This window comes from Legionella saoudiensis (assembly GCF_001465875.1).
GTDB lineage: Bacteria > Pseudomonadota > Gammaproteobacteria > Legionellales > Legionellaceae > Legionella > Legionella saoudiensis.
Genome location: NZ_LN901323.1, coordinates 578,373 through 594,984, shown reverse-complemented (window position 1 = coordinate 594,984; position 16,612 = coordinate 578,373). Strand labels below are relative to the sequence as shown.

Here is a 16,612-nt window from a genome sequence, read left to right as displayed (position 1 = left end):
AAACAAAAGAAACTACATGAGGTAAATCATGACGTTTCACTTTACCTAAAATCATCTATTGAATCTACAGCTACACCCATAAAAACCTTTGCTCGGCCTGCTTTTTCGAGCAATTCCACTCTATTATGCCCTTTTTTTAATCTTTATGCTATTGATAATCATTCTCATTTGCGATACAGTCCTATTCACGCTCGCTAACAGGTTAAATGATTAACAATGAATATAAAAAAAAAACCTTACAACCTTATTCCAATCCTTCTTACTGCCGGTGCTAGCTTAATTCTTGGTCTTTTAAGTTTTAGCGGAATGTTTGCGCTTATCCCCGTTTTACCTTTTGCGATTGCAACATTCGTGCTTTCTGTAGTTTATGAAGCTGAAATTTATTTACAAAATATCAAAGGCGCCTTAGGAAAGTTGTTTAAGCACAACTACTTACAAAATCAACTTGCGAAGGAGTTTTTACTGGAGCACTTCCCTAAAGATATTAATGACCCTGACTGCCCATCATTCTTTGTTAATTATGCAGCCTTACAATTAAAACTTAAAAAGCCGGCCAATAAAGCCGAAAAGAAAAAGATTCAGAAATTGCTCAAAGAGATGGAGCAACAACTCGCCTTAGAATTATTCTCCCATTCAGAGCACGGGAATACACCTGTTTCAAATGCTGCTGAACAATTACGCATCTGGTTAAGCCAAAATAATCAAGTAACATGGCAAGCCGATTTCCATAAGCGCCGTCGCAATTTCCAAATCGCTGCCGTATTTAGCTCGCTTTCTGCCTTGTTTATGGGGTTAGGCAGTACTTACCTTATTATGGAGGCCTTTAGTGCCATTCCTTGGATTGCCGTCATTCCCTTTGCCTACTGGCCGTTCATGATTGTACCTATGGCTGTAGTTGCGGGAGCTGCTTACGGTTTGCTAACGTTCAATACCGTTACTGACCTTATTAATAATAACACCATTAGCAATTGGCTTACGAGAATTCACACGCACTTTAAAGAAGAACGCTTTTCTTTACGTAATCTATTTATGGCATCAATGTCTGCGCTTTTGGTTGGGTTAGCCATTGCGCTTACGGTTTGCACTGCCGGCACCTGGTGGACTATTGCAACGAATGCACGTCCCTTATTCGACTGGATGGGTAGAATGCCCAAGTTTATCATGGGAGGCATAAACCCCTTGATTACTGGGCTGTCAGCATTGAGTTTTAACATTCAAAATACCGCTGAGTCAATTGAAGAGCTTGACAAATCCATCTATGCAGAAGAGAAAGATTCATCCACCAGCTTCTATGACTCAATAAAAGAAACGTGGAATGACCTTTGGAAAAATAAAAACTGGCTGCAGGTATTCAATCCATTCCGTATCATTAAGGCGTTGACGATTACCCCCTTACGCATCATGCTATTCATGGGGCATTTGGTCAGCATTGCCTTAACCGCAGATCGGATGCCTGGAGTACCGCAAATTTGGGCTGCACTCATCGCCTTTATTAGTGAGGGCTTTGAAGATGCGCACTACTTTATTGGCCATGGCCACAAACAGAAAAAAACTGAGCAAGACGATGCTGACGATATAAATGCCGTAACCCAAAAAATACTAAAAAAACGATTCAGTGGGCATGGTGGGCACAGCCACGAGCTCGATATTCCGGCAAAAATATTATTTACCCTAGCAATACCATTGGATATTTTGGCCTCCAAATGGGACTCTCTGGCTGCTTGGTTAATTCCTATGGAACCACAACTGATCGAACCTGTAGTCGAAAATCCTCAACCCGAGCTTAATCTTCCTTTATCTGACACTTGGCAAGCAGAACATACGGTGGGCTTAATTGAAAAACACATACAAAAACATTTAAATGGCGTATGGTTTGGTGCTGAAACAGCGGAGAAGAAAAAAGCTGAGCTTCGAACATTACAGCAACAAATACTACGTGCTGATGCTAAAGATATAGAAGGGGTACTTACTTCTGCCAAAACTAACTCGGCATATAACCAGCACCGATTATTTGCACCCAAAGATGAGAAAACCGCTACTCAAGCCTTTGTTGAGGAGCTGCCACAACGAGTCACTTTAGCAGGTTAATAATCATTCATTTTGCGCGCACCATCTGCACCAACAAATTTACCCCGTGAACGTTTTGTGAGTAAATGTAAGTTGGTGCAGCAATTAAATTTAAAATCAAGAGCTTAATCTATTGTAACCCATGATATGCCGCATAAAATAAAGATCTCTCCTCTAAAAAAATCGCAAGAACTATTAAGAATATGGTAAAGTACCTCATAAATTAAGCGATGTTGGGACTGTTGGCACTAAATAGCCCCTAGTGAAAATGCAGGCGTCAAGAGAGACATAGATGAAAAAAAGTTTGATTAGGAATTCAAGGGCCTGGTTCGTCATGGGCCATGATTTAGCCATGGCACTATTTAGTTGGTTTATTGTTCATTCATTAATTTCAGGACAACTTGATACATTTTCACTAACCCAATGGTTAAGTATTTCGGTAGCCTTTGCTATTTCAATCAAATATTTTCGTGTCTATGCGGTTATTTGGAAAAATGTTTCCACTAAAGATTTAAAAAGAAATATTTATACCGTATTGTCTGGCTCGATTTTATTCTTCTTTCTAGAGTTCCTCAGCAATAGACTTACCTTAATTTCACGTTCAGAAATTATTTTCTATCCAGAATTAACCTTAATTTTAATTCTATCAAGCCGTTATTTTTATCGGCAATATTTACAATCCTCTCCTAGAACACGTGCTACGGGCACCGGTTTGATAGTGATTGGCGCCGGGGCTGGAGCAAATTTATTTTTACGAGAAAATGATACTCGATTAAAACCTTACAAAATTGTCGCCATACTTGATGACAATCCCTTATTGCATGGAACCTTAATGCAAAACTATCCCATTATCGGCTCCACTGACTTATTATTATCACCTAAGTTCATACAAAGCTATCCCGCAGATGAGTTATTAATTGCAATTCCATCTTTACCTAAGGAGCATTTGCAAACCATCTATAAAAAATGCAGCGCCACCGCATACCCGGTAAAAATATTACCGTCATTAATGAAAATTCTTGAAGGCTCAAGCCCTACGGCCCTAGAGCAGATTAAATTAGAAGATTTGCTGGGGCGTGAGCAAATTGAATTAGCATGGAATGAAATTTCTACTGCCGTTTATGGAAAACGAGTGGTTGTAACCGGTGGCGGCGGCTCCATCGGCTCCGAACTATGCCGACAAATTGCGCAACTTAAGCCGGAAAAATTAATCATCATTGATAATTCGGAGTTCAATCTCTATCAAATTGAACATGAATTACGCCACACATTTGAAAATCTACCGCTGCATATTAGCCTGACTTCGGTGCTGGATAAACATGCGATTAAACAGCTTTTTGAAAAATTTAAGCCGCAAATAGTGTTTCATGCCGCAGCCTATAAACATGTTCCCATGCTCGAAGAACAAGTACGAATCGCGGTCATGAATAACGTGCTTGGCACCCAGGCGATTGCTGAAGCCAGTGTGGATTTTAATGTAAATAAATTTATTCTGATTTCTACTGACAAAGCGGTCAATCCAACCAATATAATGGGTACGACTAAGCGGGTAGCGGAGATTTATTGCCAAAATCTCAATGGGCATTTTGCAACTCAGTTTATTACCGTGCGCTTTGGTAACGTGTTAGGCTCCGCAGGAAGTGTAGTCCCCTTATTCAAAAAACAGCTGAAAGAAGGTGGGCCGTTAACAGTAACTCATCCGGATATTACACGTTATTTCATGACCATTCCGGAAGCCTGCCAGCTCATTTTGCAAGCAATGGTGAATGGGCATGGTGGAGAAGTTTTTGTGCTGGACATGGGTGATCCCGTTAAAATTAACTATCTGGCGGAGCAAATAATAAGGCTTGCCGGGAAAGAACCACACCGCGATATTCAAATCAAATATACAGGCCTGCGCCCAGGCGAAAAACTTTATGAAGAGCTTTTTCATGAAACAGAGCAATTACGTCCAACAATGCATGAAAAAATTCTACAAGCAAAACATCGCGTTATGGATTGGCAACAATTAATTCATACTTTTGATGCGATTGAGCAAGCATGTCATACCATGAATGAACGGGAATTGCGTAAATTATTGGTGCAGTTGGTACCTGAGTATTGTGAAAAAGCGGAAGCTTTGCCATCGGTTTAACGGTTACCTGGTTGCACGCAACCAGGCTATACCAACTCATTTTGGTTTATTTTTAACCCTTGCGACAGCTTATTCGGTATGATAAAGTCGCCCCGATTGCCGCAAGTGCCACGCGACGGCTCAGGAAACTATAACTTATTCGTTATCTAATATATTTTGGTTGGTCAATATGAAAATTCTGATTACTGGAGGTGCAGGTTTTATTGGCTCTGCATTGGTTCGTCATCTTATCAATGAAACATCTGAAGTAGTAGTTAATGTTGACAAGCTGACTTATGCTGGAAATCTTGCATCCATTGAAAGTGTTTCGGGCAATGAGCGGTTTTTTTTTGAAAAAGTGGACATTTGCTCCGCTGATAAAATAAAACAACTATTAAAAACCTACCAACCAGATGCCATTATGCATCTTGCTGCGGAAAGCCATGTTGACCGCTCCATTTCGGGTTCTTCTGCCTTCATTCAAACCAATATCATTGGTACCTATGTGCTTTTGGAAGCAGCACTTGAATATTGGCAGTCACTCCCACTAGAACGCAAAGAGTCTTTTCGTTTTCATCATATTTCTACTGATGAAGTTTATGGTGATCTGGAAAACACCTCCGACTTATTTACGGAAACCACGCCCTATGCCCCAAGCTCGCCTTATTCTGCGAGCAAAGCATGCTCTGACCATTTAGTCCGAGCTTGGCACCGAACTTATGGCTTACCGGTTTTAATTACCAACTGTTCGAATAATTATGGACCTTACCAATTCCCTGAAAAATTGATTCCACTAGTCATACTTAATGCACTCGCAGGCAAGCCCTTACCCGTTTATGGTAACGGTTTGCAAATTCGTGACTGGCTCTATGTTGATGATCATGTTCGTGCTCTTTATCACGTATTAAAACAGGGGGCCGTTGGAGAGACTTATAATATCGGCGGCCATAATGAAAAAAGAAATATTGATGTAGTGCACACGATATGCTCTCTTTTAGAAGAATTAGTACCAACAAAACCTATTGGGGTCGCGAATTACACTGATTTAATCACCTACGTTAAAGATAGACCAGGTCATGATCAGCGTTATGCTATTGATGCCAGCAAAATTCAGCAGGATTTAAATTGGACACCCGCAGAAACGTTTGAAAGTGGAATGCGCAAAACCGTTGCCTGGTATATTGATAACCTTAGTTGGGTGAATAATACTAAAGAACAGGCTCATGCCACTGAAACCAAGCAAAATGCTTCCGCATGTGGTATTCCCGCATGAGAATCTTGCTTTTAGGAAAAAATGGCCAACTGGGATGGGAACTCCAACGTGCTCTTTCGCCACTGGGAGAGCTCATTGCCCTGGATCGCAATAATGCCGCTCCCTTGTGTGGCGATTTAACCAAGCCGGAATTATTAGCCCGGACCATTCGCCATCTTGCTCCTGATGTTATCGTTAATGCGGCAGCCTATACTGCCGTGGATAAGGCTGAAAGTGAGCCCGAGTTAGCAATGCTTGTGAATGCAACTGCTACAGAAGTTTTAGCCACCGAAGCAACTGCCCTTGATGCTTGGTTAATTCACTATTCTACCGATTATGTTTTTGATGGTAGTGGTAGCAAATTTTGGCAAGAAACAGATCCTGTAGCTCCTCTTAATTGTTATGGAAAAAGTAAACTAACAGGCGAGCAAGCCATCCAAGCCTCTGGCTGCAAGCACCTTATTTTTCGTACAAGCTGGGTGTATGCTGCGCGCGGAGCTAATTTTGCAAAGACAATTTTACGCTTAGCCCGTGAACGCCAAGAATTACGTATTATTAATGACCAAATTGGCGTACCAACAGGTGCCGATTTATTAGCAGACATTACGGCGCATACACTGCGGATGGTAGTACAAAACCCCTTACTAAAGGGCGTGTATCATCTCGCCCCTCGAGGAGAAACTTCTTGGTATGATTATGCCAAGTTTCTGGTTGATGAAATCACTAACGCAGGTGAGCAGTTACTCGTTGAGCAGATTATTCCTATTTCCAGTGAAGCATATCCTACACCGGCGAAGCGTCCACTGAATTCTCGATTAAATACAACAAAATTAATTGATGCCTTCTCCATCTACCTTCCGGACTGGGAGCTAGGCGTGAGTCGGATGATTAAAGAAATTTTAGGGAAGTAATAATGAAGAAACGTAAAGGTATTATTTTAGCTGGCGGCTCAGGTACTCGCCTGCATCCGATTACTCTCGGTGTATCAAAGCAAATGTTGCCGATTTATGATAAACCCATGATTTACTATCCACTGTCAGTGCTCATGCTTGCTGGCATACGTGAAATACTGGTTATATCAACCCCTGAAGACTTGCCTAAATATCAGGCTCTTTTAGGTGATGGCCAGCAGTTCGGTATTGAACTGAGCTATGCAGAACAACCCTCACCTGACGGTCTTGCCCAAGCATTTATTATTGGAGAAGACTTCATTAATGGTGATAATAGCTGTCTCATCCTCGGCGATAACATCTTCTATGGTCAAAGCTTCTCTGAAAACTTACGTAAAGCAGCGTCCAATGAAGGCAAGGCAACTATTTTTGGTTATCATGTTTCTAATCCAGAGGCTTTTGGGGTCGTAGAGTTTGACAAAAGTGGCCGTGCTATTAGCATTGAAGAAAAACCTAAATTCCCTAAATCAAATTATGCCGTAACGGGCTTGTATTTCTATGACGATCGCGTAGTCGATATAGCCAAAAATATTAAGCCTTCTGCCCGTGGTGAATTAGAGATTACCGATGTAAATCGCTTTTATCTTGAAGATCAAAGCCTTGATGTTGAACTCCTTGGCCGTGGCTTTGCCTGGTTAGACACTGGAACCCATGATTCCTTATTGGAGGCAAGCCACTTTGTGCATACTATTGAGCAGCGGCAAGGTTTAAAAATTGCTTGCCTGGAAGAAATTGCTTATCATGCGGGGTGGATTGATGCCGAAATGCTTTGCCAACAGGCAGAGCGCTTTAAGAAAACATCTTATGGTCAATATTTACTTCGCCAACTGGATGGAATCTCCGTATGAAATTAATACAGACAGCGATACCTGATGTCGTAATTATCGAGCCCGCCGTGTTTCATGATGACCGCGGATGGTTTATGGAAAGTTTCAATGAGGAAACCTTCCATCGCGAACTACAGCAACTGGGGCTGCCAATCCCTCCCCGCTTTGTACAAGATAACCACTCATACTCGAAAAAAGGGGTATTAAGAGGATTACATTATCAACTACCCCCCTATGCTCAGGGTAAATTAGTGCGTGTAACCAAAGGTTCTGCCTACGACGTCGCTGTGGATATTCGTGAAGGATCTCCAACCTTTGGACGTTCTGTAGGAGTGACTTTAAGTGCAGAAAATCAACGCATGCTGTGGATACCAGAGGGTTTTGCTCACGGCTTCCTTGCACTGGAAGAAGTTGATTTTCTTTATAAAACCACCAATTTTTACCATAAAGCATCGGAAGCATCCCTGTATTGGAATGATGCAGATTTAAATATTGATTGGCCTTTAAACGGAGAGCCTCTTCTCAATGAAAAGGACAATGAAGCCCCATTCCTTTCAGCAGTAAAAAAAATGCCTGCTGCAAAGCAGCAAGTTCAAGGCCTTTTTGATTTACGCGTAATTGGTGATGAGCGCGGCAGTTTAATTGCCCTGGAAAATGGCTCTAATCTTCCTTTTGATCTTAAACGAGCCTATTACATTTTTGATACCAAACCCGAAGTAAGTAGAGGATATCACGCCCATAAGAACCTGCAGCAAGTTGCTGTTTGTGTCGCCGGCCAATGCCGTATACTACTGGATGATGGCAAAACACGCGAGAATTTTGTCCTGAATTCGCCAACTAAAGGCTTGCTGATCAACAATTTAACCTGGCGTGAAATGCATGATTTCAGTGAAGATTGTATTTTAGTAGTATTTGCTAGTGAACATTATAATGAGTCCGATTATATTCGCGATTATGATCAATTTATTAAGGAAGTAACAAATGGAGAAAAATAAAAAGCTGGTTATTGTAGGTGCCGGAGAACTGGCAAGCATTGCTTATGAATACTTTACCTATGATTCAAACTATGAGGTTGTCGGGTTTTCTGTAGAAAAAGACTACCTCAAAGAGACAACGCTTTACGGGAAGCCTGTTGTTGCCTTTGAAGAATTAACTCAGCATTTTTCCCCAGATACTCATGAAGCTTTTGTGGCGATCCCTGCATCACAACTAAATCGCTTGCGTACCCGCTTATATCAGGCAGTGAAGCAACTTGGTTACACCTGTGCAACCTACATTAGTTCCCATGCCTTTGTTTGGCGAAATGTAGAAATAGGTGAAAACTGTTTCATCTTTGAAAATAATACCGTACAACCTTTTGTCAAAATTGGAAATAACGTCATTTTATGGAGTGGTAATCATATTGGCCACCAAACAGTTATTGAAGATAACTGCTTCCTCTCATCCCATGTTGTTGTTTCTGGATATTGCCGCATTGGTGAATCCTGCTTCCTTGGCGTGAATTCAACCTTTAATGATCATGTTGAAATTCCGCGTGACTGTATTATTGCTTCGGGAGCTTTAGTTTCTAAAAGCTTAAAAGAACCTGAGAAAATTTATTATGGCGCACCCGCAAAAGAAATGCCTAAACGAAGCGCCTTAACTACAAAATTGTAAGAGGATTTAATGTTGAAATGGAACAAACTAGGGCTTGTTTTTCGCCAACAAGGAGAACAGAGCTGGCGAGAAAATTCAGCACTAACACCGACCCCCATTCTGTTAGATGATGATACGATTCGTGTCTATGCGGGATTTCGCGATAGTCAAGGCGTCAGCCGTATTGGCTATGTCGATGTAGATGCCCATGATCCAACCCAAGTAAAAGCTGTTTCACAACAACCTGTTTTAGATGTAGGACGTGCTGGCTGCTTTGATGATAATGGCATCATCTTAGGGGATATCATTCGTCATAATAACGTACTACGTATGTATTACGTTGGCTTTCAATTGGTGAAACAAGTCAAGTTTCTGGCATTTACGGGTATTGCTGAAAGCACCGATAATGGCGAAACTTTTGTACGCCTGATGGAAACCCCCGTTTTAGATCGCACCCATGGGGCGACAACAATCAGAGCAATCCATAGCGCAATTTATGAAGATGGGCGCTGGAAGATTTGGTATGCTGCAGGGGATGATTGGCAGTTAATTGATGATAAACCCTATCCAAAATACAACATTTGGTACACAGAGTCTGAGGATGGTATTTTGATCAGCAAACCCGGTGTCCTATGTGTGGATGTACACGGTGAAGAATACCGTATTGGAAGACCTTCGGTATATAAAAAAAATGATCAATACTACATGTTTTATACCAAGGGTAGTATTAGCGGTAAAGATTATTTCCCAGGGCTTGCCCTCTCCAAAGATGGGGTCAATTGGACCAGAAAAGATGATGACTTTGGCATGAGCTTATCTACAGCTGATTTTGATTCAATCCATTTATGCTATCCACGATTGGTACAGACTGAGGATAAAACATATTGCTTTTATAACGGCAATAACATGGGCGTTGATGGTTTTGGTGTAGCGGAGCTTTTAGAATGGTAACATGTGAAGTTTATACGCAGAATGTTAAAGGGGATTGGGACCGCTTTATAGAGTCTTGTAAATCGCCTTTATTCTTTTTTAAACGGGACTTCATGGAGTATCATGCCGATCGCTTTATCGATAACTCCTTAATGTTTTATGTGGAAGGCGCTTTAGTTGCCGTTCTTCCTGCCAGTAAGCATGATGATACCTTGATGTCTCATGGCGGCTTGACTTATGGCGGCTTGCTTTTATCACCCAAAGTACGCATTGAGACGGTAATTGCTATTGTTGAGCAATTGTTAGTAACCGCGCAGCAAAACGGATTCAAGAAGATAGTATATAAGTCAATTCCTTATATCTTTCATCATCAGCCTAATCAAGAAGATAGTTATGCACTTTTTAACCGTGCCAATGCTAAATTAATTCGTAGAGATCTTTCTAGTGTAATCCAACTTGATCGACGGCTGCCTTTATCAAAAGGTCGGAAATGGTTAATTGCTCGGGCCAAAAAGAGTAACCTGAGTATATCTACCTCAACAAATTGGGATACCTTTTACGATTTATTATGCTCTGTACTTGATAAACATGATGCAAGACCGGTACATACGGCTGCGGAAATGCACTTATTACATAGCCGATTCCCGCAAAATATTGAACTTAAAGTAGTGGAACATGAAGCAGAAATCATTGCCGCGGCATTATTATTCAAATTTAAGAATGTAGTTCATACTCAATATCTTTCTGTTTCCTCTATCGGCAAGGATTTAGGTGCACTTGATTATTTGCTAGAAAGCATCATCCAAGAAAGTGCCAGCCAAGGATTTGAATACTTTAATTTTGGCATATCTACAGAACAAAATGGGCGTTACTTAAATGAAGGGCTGGTGGCGCAAAAGGAAAGCTTTGGAGCGCGCGCAGTTGCTCTGGATTTTTATGAGGTGAACATAAATGAAAGTTGATTTTTTAAACCTTGCAAAGGTTAATCAACAAATGCAAGAAGAACTTTGTGAAGCCGCTTCCAGAGTAATTAAGTCTGGATGGTATATTACCGGAAACGAGCTGGAATGCTTTGAACAAGAATTTGCCGCGTACTGCGGTACTGAATATTGTATCGGTGTAGCCAATGGACTCGATGCCTTAATTCTTACTCTGCGTGCATGGAAAGAGCTAGGCTACCTCCACGAGGGTGATGAGGTTCTGGTGCCCGCCAATACTTATATTGCCAGTATTTTAGCAATTACGGAGAATAAATTAACTCCGGTTTTTATCGAGCCTGATGTACACAGCTACAATATTGACGTGAATCAGATTGAGGCGCACATTACCGCTAAAACGCGAGCGATTTTACCCGTACATCTTTATGGATGTTTGGCCGATATGCCGTCTATATTAGCCATTGCTGAACGTTATAATCTTTTAGTGTTAGAAGATTCAGCCCAGGCGCATGGAGCACATATAGATGGACGCAAAGCAGGAAACTGGGGGCATGCGTCCGGTTTTAGTTTTTACCCCGGGAAAAATCTGGGTGCTCTTGGTGATGCTGGCGCCATTACCACGAATGATTCCAGGTTAATGGACGTCTTACGTGCTTTACGTAATTATGGCTCCCACGAAAAATATAAAAATCTATATCAAGGTATCAACAGTCGCTTAGATGAAATACAGGCGGCAATGTTACGCGTTAAGCTAAAATATCTCGATGCACAAACCAAACGTCGTCAAGAAATCGCTCGCACTTATATTGAAAACATTAATAATCCGCTTATTAAATTACCTAAATTAGAAGCTGAGAATCATGTCTGGCACGTATTTGTCGTGGCATGCCAACAGCGCGAAGCCTTACAGCATTATCTCAAAGAAGCGGGAATTCAGAATTTAATTCACTATCCACTGCCGCCACATAAGCAACCCGCTTATCCAGCATATAATACGCTGCACTTACCGATTACTGAAAAAATTCATAATGAGGTTTTGAGCTTGCCGATGAGCCCTGTACATACTGATGCAGAAGTTACGGCAGTAATCGAGGTGATAAATAAGTTCCAATGAATATAGTCAAAACCTCTTTTCTTTCAGCGATTGAAACAGCGATCAAACTGGCCTCTGGTTTTGTAGTAATTAAGTTTATTGCAACGCAAGTAGGTCCAGAGGGGGTCGCTTTTTTTGGCCAATTTCAAAATTTTATTGCTGCCTTTGTTATTTTAGTTACTGGTGGCTTTACAACAGGCCTTGTTCGTTATAGCGCCCAGGAAAAATCGGGGCACGATAATACCCGTAACTACTTAGGCAATGCGTTGGGCTTAGGATTATTGGCCGCGCTAGTCGTTGGCGGTGGCATTTGCTTGTTTGCCCCACAACTCTCCATGCTCATCCTTAAATCATCAGAATATACTAATATCTTTTATCTGCTTGCACTATGTGGCGTCTTAATTATGATCTTCCAAGTGCTCGTTGCCGTATTTAACGGCTGGGGGGAGTTACCTACACTAATTACATACAAGTCCATGTCCAGCATATTATTGCTGCTGTCCTCTCTTTTATTAGTTAGTCTTTATGGCTTGTATGGAGGATTAGTCGCCTTAATTGCCATGCAAGCACTATCTGCATTTATTGGCATTGGCTTTCTAACACGAATCAAAGATTTTAGATGGGGATGGTTAAAACCTACATTTAATTTTGCTGTATTTAAAGAGTTTTTACCTTATTGGTTAATGAGTTTTGTAACCCTTATCTCAACCCCATTAATTCTTATGTTAGTTAGGAGTTACACTGCAAATAATTTAGGTTGGGAGACGGCAGGTATCTGGGAAGCCTCCTGGAAACTGTCGGAATTGTATTTGCTGGTTATTACTACTGCCTTAATGACCTATTATGTCCCTAAACTGAGCCAGGCTAAAAGCCAGTTTGCTGAGCTGGATATCGTTAAGGAAGTGCTTGTTCTAGGTGTCCTTGCCGCGTGTTTTTTAGCAGCAGGCATCTATTTATTTCGCCACTGGATTGTGAGTCTTTTATTCTCAAGTAGCTTTGCGGTGGTAGCAGATATTCTAGCGTTTCAATTAATAGGAAGTGTAATCAAAATTGCCGCTTGGGTATTTGCGTATCATATGCTGGTTAAACGTAGGACGGCTATATTTCTGGTATCGGAATTGTTGTTTGGTACAAGTTTCTATTTATTTTCCTGTTTTTTCCTGGATAAATTTGGCTTAATTGGCTTGTCCTATGCCTATGCAACCAACTACAGTTTTTACCTAATTTTTTGCGCACTATATTTTGTAAAAACAAGCCATCCCTACTTTTGCCAATCGACTCTTGCTGAATCTTGAGTTATAATTTCGCATTCTTTAGGATCAGTTTACATTTCTACTTGGCAGAGTGTTTTTTATGGAATTAACTCCTCCACAACAACCCAAAATTGCTGTTCTCTTAGCTGTTTATAATGGCATGCAATATATTGAAGCCCAAACACAGAGTATTCTTGACCAGGCGGGACTTTGTGTGACCGTTTTTGTAAGCATCGACGTATCTTCAGATAATAGCTTATCTTGGTTTCAAGAACTGGCAATGAAGGATTCTCGCGTCGTTGTACTACCCTATGGTGAAAAATTTGGAGGCGCTGCCAGAAACTTCTTTCGTTTGATCCATGATGTCGATTTCTCATCATTCGATTATGTTGCATTCTCAGATCAAGATGACCTTTGGCATTTAGACAAGTTACATAAAGCCACTACAATTTTACATGAATCAAACTATGATGCTTACTCAAGCAATGTAACTGCGTTTTGGCCTGATGGCCGGCAAATGCTAATTAATAAAGCTCAACCCCAAAAGAAATGGGACTTTATTTTTGAGGCGGCTGGTCCTGGATGTACCTATGTGATGAGCACCAAGCTCATGAGTTCCATTAAGGCCAATTTGCGGGAAAATTGGGATATAGTACAGCAGGTTACATTGCATGACTGGTACTGCTATGCTTTTGCCCGTGCAAAAGGTTATAACTGGTACATAGACCCAAATCCATCCATGCTTTACAGGCAACACGGGAATAATCAGGTTGGCGTTAATGTAGGTACCAAAGCACGTCTTACACGAATTAAACAAATAACCAGTGGTTGGTGGTTACAGCAAGCTTATCTTGTTGCCAAATTGATTGGCCTAGGCCATGACTCATTTGTACGCGGTTGGACCTCGCAAAAGCGAGCGAGTTTACTGCGACTTGCAGCTCATTCATTCAAATGCCGCCGCCGTTTTAAAGATCAACTTTTTTTTGCTTTCATCTGTGTGATTTTAGCAATTAGAGGGGATTATAACAATATTCTATTGGAAAAAAACTAGATATAAACTTTTTTGTAAGGACAGGTGCTATGAAAGATGATGTAAACCCATCTACGCTTCAAATTAATGGGCCATTGAACGTAGTAGTGCAACGCTTGGCTGAAAATAATCATATAAATGAACCCACTTTGGGACAGTTATTTTCTAAAATACGGAGCAAATACAAGTTAATTTTGACAGTCACCTCATTAAGTTTTTTATTCGCTGCTTTTATTGTTTATATGATGCCTGGACAATATCGAACGCAAACTATCTTATCAGTTCCAGGTAATGCTCAACTTAAAGCACTTTTTTGGAATGCCGATAGCTCATTAACAAATAACGAAATCTTTCATATCTTTACTAAAAAATTATCTCAAAGAGGCAATATTGTGTCGTTCTTAGAGGATAGTAAACTACTTGATGAAGCGCTAAAAAATGCCAAAAAACCAATCTCATCGGAAACTAAAACAAATATATTAAATCAACTGGCCCTTAATTATCAAACTACATTTATTCATCATCGTGTTGATGATCTAAGAGATAACTTTAAAGATAATAGTAAAGAGACTATATTAACTACACTGTCCCCTCAGCTAGATTTAGGTGCTAAAAACAATAAAGCCTATATTGCTTATACGAATGAGCAAGTTTTAAAGGAAATTGCGCGCGAACAACGTGCCGCAACAGAGCAAAGAATTAAACTACTTGAACGCCAAATTCAAATAGCTTTATCTGAAGAAGCTCTAAAGCGCAGTTTAATGCTTAAGCGATTGGAAAATAAGCAAGCACTAAAGTTAGCCCAAATTAACACGCAAATCGACGCCTTAAAGCAACGCGATGTCCGTGATCGCCAATTACAAATACAAGAGCTAAATAAGGCGCTAACGCTTGCTAGTTCGTTAGGAATTACAACGCCTAAAACATCCGATTTAGCTGATGATCAAAATCTTATTAACCGTGATGACTTATATTTGTTAGGAACAATTTATTTAAAAAATGCACTTACATTAGCGCAAAAAAGCGCACACACGGGAAGTTATGGCAAGAAGTTATCTATAATTCAAGAAAAAATGCAGCTTATTAAAAATGATCAACATATTTATGCATTAAAAAATCGTACTGATGATAAGCCCTATGTCAAAAATATCATAGGCAAACAAATTGAAATCAAACGACTTAAAGCTCTATCTTTTGATCTATCCAGTGTCAAGGCCTACCATATTGATGGGACACCTTTTGTGGAAACTACCCCAATTAAGCCAAAAAAGCGTTTAATTCTGGTGTTAGGAATTGTTTTTGGTATTTTGCTCTCAGGTTTCATTTTATTGGTAGAACCATTTATTCGCTCACGAAGGAATCAGATTCAGGCTTCCGCATAAACCTTAAGCAACCTAGTTATTTGCTACTAGGTTGCCTCAATTCCTTTTCCAAAACAGTTGCTGTAGCAATCAAACTAGGCCTTTAAATTGGTCATACCACTTCGTTCTATCTTACCAACAGCTTGCTCCCGTTTTTTGTTGCGCGCATTAGCGTATAAAAATGGTTTTTCTACAAAGCGATAGGACAGAATTGCGATGAAAATCGTCAATGCCACTGAAATAGCCATACTTAACCAAAAGCGCTGGGTAATTATATTAATTACTATTTGCTGTACAGGAAAGGCGTAAATATAAATGCCATAAGAAATATCAAAGCGTCCTTTAATTAGCTTATCTCGAAAGGAAGTACCAATGACGATGGTCAACACAGCCAAACTCAAGGTACCTAATACTTGCATTTCGCCTCGGCGTTTTAAAATAATTAAAAAAAGAATCGCAACAAAGGCTAAATAATAGCGTGCAGTAAACCAATGTTTTTGCGTCATAGCCATAAGTGCGCCACCGGCAAAGGCAATCCCAAAGAGTGCTAAATAATTAAGCGGTACGGCATAAAACATGTAGTTAAAACCAGTAATCATTAGTACTATCGTGGTAAGAATATAAAATAGCAGTAGCTTTAAAACTGCCTGCCAACTATTGGTATAAGAAAGCACAATACCAATAATAATGTAGCTCAAAAACTCTACTGGCAAGGTCCATAAGCTGCCATTAATGGCATCTTTAAATATGAAGTCGGAGAAAACACCAGGAATTGGACGACCAAGAAATGAGGAAAAAAGGACGCTTGTTTTAAATGTAGAAAAATCAGTCAAATATTGAAATAATGGCTCTGGGGTAAAGATACTGCCAATAACGTAGCACATCAACAACGAGCATACTATTAAACCCGGAAAAATTCGTCGACAACGCTTTTCCATAAATACCAAAAAGTTTTCTGAATTGTTAAAACTTGCCGGCATAAAATAACCGGAAATGGCGAAAAAAATAGCTACAGCCACAAAACCATAAGTATCCCAATGCTGAAACTTCGGCACATGTCGTCCTGACAAAGCAAAATGGTGACTAAAAAGCACCAAAAGCGCTGCGAAGTGTCTTAATACATCAAAAGAGTTTTGCCTATCGTTCATGATCCTATCCATATG

14 protein-coding genes and 1 pseudogene are annotated in these 16,612 nt (G+C 40.3%); 14 read left to right on the top strand and 1 reads right to left on the bottom strand.

The features are described 5' to 3' along the window. Window positions 1–216 precede the first annotated feature (216 nt). The 14 genes and pseudogenes from BN3124_RS08795 (at window position 217) to BN3124_RS08735 (ending at window position 15,470) form a co-directional block, all read left to right on the top strand. Window positions 217–2,088 (top strand): hypothetical protein, encoded by a 1,872-nt coding sequence (locus BN3124_RS08795; protein ID WP_058534426.1) that lies wholly within the window; start codon window positions 217–219, stop codon window positions 2,086–2,088. A gap of 271 nt (window positions 2,089–2,359) precedes the next feature. Next, entirely contained in the window at window positions 2,360–4,201 is a 1,842-nt protein-coding gene (locus BN3124_RS08790) for a polysaccharide biosynthesis protein (protein ID WP_078061523.1), read from the top strand. 169 nt (window positions 4,202–4,370) lie between these two features. Further along, window positions 4,371–5,453 (top strand): dTDP-glucose 4,6-dehydratase, encoded by a 1,083-nt coding sequence (gene rfbB / locus BN3124_RS08785; protein WP_058534424.1) that lies wholly within the window; start codon window positions 4,371–4,373, stop codon window positions 5,451–5,453. Continuing rightward, window positions 5,450–6,343, top strand: a complete 894-nt coding sequence (rfbD, locus tag BN3124_RS08780) for a dTDP-4-dehydrorhamnose reductase (RefSeq protein WP_058534423.1) — start codon at window positions 5,450–5,452, stop codon at window positions 6,341–6,343. The genes rfbB and rfbD overlap by 4 nt, the downstream gene beginning before the upstream one ends. Window positions 6,344–6,345: 2 nt before the next feature. Continuing rightward, window positions 6,346–7,230 (top strand): glucose-1-phosphate thymidylyltransferase RfbA, encoded by an 885-nt coding sequence (gene rfbA, locus BN3124_RS08775; RefSeq protein WP_058534422.1) that lies wholly within the window; start codon window positions 6,346–6,348, stop codon window positions 7,228–7,230. Beyond that, window positions 7,227–7,763: pseudogene (gene rfbC, locus BN3124_RS17380) on the top strand (dTDP-4-dehydrorhamnose 3,5-epimerase); the annotation flags it as partial. The gene rfbA and the pseudogene rfbC, both read left to right, overlap by 4 nt. Window positions 7,764–7,778: 15 nt before the next feature. Further along, a complete protein-coding gene (locus BN3124_RS17375; RefSeq protein ID WP_230849126.1) occupies window positions 7,779–8,204 on the top strand; it encodes a sugar 3,4-ketoisomerase in 426 nt (141 codons plus the stop codon). Next, a complete protein-coding gene (locus tag BN3124_RS08765; RefSeq protein ID WP_058534420.1) occupies window positions 8,191–8,865 on the top strand; it encodes an acetyltransferase in 675 nt (224 codons plus the stop codon). The genes BN3124_RS17375 and BN3124_RS08765 overlap by 14 nt, the downstream gene beginning before the upstream one ends. Before the next feature lie 9 nt (window positions 8,866–8,874). Then, window positions 8,875–9,795: a glycoside hydrolase family protein gene (locus BN3124_RS08760; protein ID WP_058534419.1), complete on the top strand. Its 921-nt coding sequence runs from the start codon at window positions 8,875–8,877 to the stop codon at window positions 9,793–9,795. Beyond that, window positions 9,789–10,736 carry a GNAT family N-acetyltransferase gene (locus tag BN3124_RS08755; RefSeq protein WP_058534418.1) on the top strand — a complete coding sequence of 316 codons (948 nt, stop codon included), beginning with the start codon at window positions 9,789–9,791 and terminating at the stop codon, window positions 10,734–10,736. Before BN3124_RS08760 ends, BN3124_RS08755 begins: the two co-directional genes overlap by 7 nt. Next, a complete protein-coding gene (locus tag BN3124_RS08750; RefSeq protein WP_058534417.1) occupies window positions 10,726–11,826 on the top strand; it encodes a DegT/DnrJ/EryC1/StrS family aminotransferase in 1,101 nt (366 codons plus the stop codon). The genes BN3124_RS08755 and BN3124_RS08750 overlap by 11 nt, the downstream gene beginning before the upstream one ends. Continuing rightward, window positions 11,823–13,100: an O-antigen translocase gene (locus BN3124_RS08745; RefSeq protein WP_058534416.1), complete on the top strand. Its 1,278-nt coding sequence runs from the start codon at window positions 11,823–11,825 to the stop codon at window positions 13,098–13,100. The genes BN3124_RS08750 and BN3124_RS08745 overlap by 4 nt, the downstream gene beginning before the upstream one ends. A gap of 58 nt (window positions 13,101–13,158) precedes the next feature. Next, window positions 13,159–14,109 carry a glycosyltransferase gene (locus BN3124_RS08740; RefSeq protein ID WP_058534415.1) on the top strand — a complete coding sequence of 317 codons (951 nt, stop codon included), beginning with the start codon at window positions 13,159–13,161 and terminating at the stop codon, window positions 14,107–14,109. A gap of 29 nt (window positions 14,110–14,138) precedes the next feature. Then, the gene (locus BN3124_RS08735) at window positions 14,139–15,470 is read left to right on the top strand and encodes a Wzz/FepE/Etk N-terminal domain-containing protein (protein ID WP_058534414.1); all 1,332 of its coding nucleotides are present in this window, start codon (window positions 14,139–14,141) and stop codon (window positions 15,468–15,470) included. A gap of 74 nt (window positions 15,471–15,544) precedes the next feature. Here BN3124_RS08735 and BN3124_RS08730 read toward each other — a convergent pair whose 3' ends face one another. After that, on the bottom strand, window positions 15,545–16,597 hold the full coding sequence (locus BN3124_RS08730; protein ID WP_058534413.1) for an acyltransferase family protein: 1,053 nt from the start codon (window positions 16,595–16,597) through the stop codon (window positions 15,545–15,547). Window positions 16,598–16,612: the final 15 nt, after the last annotated feature.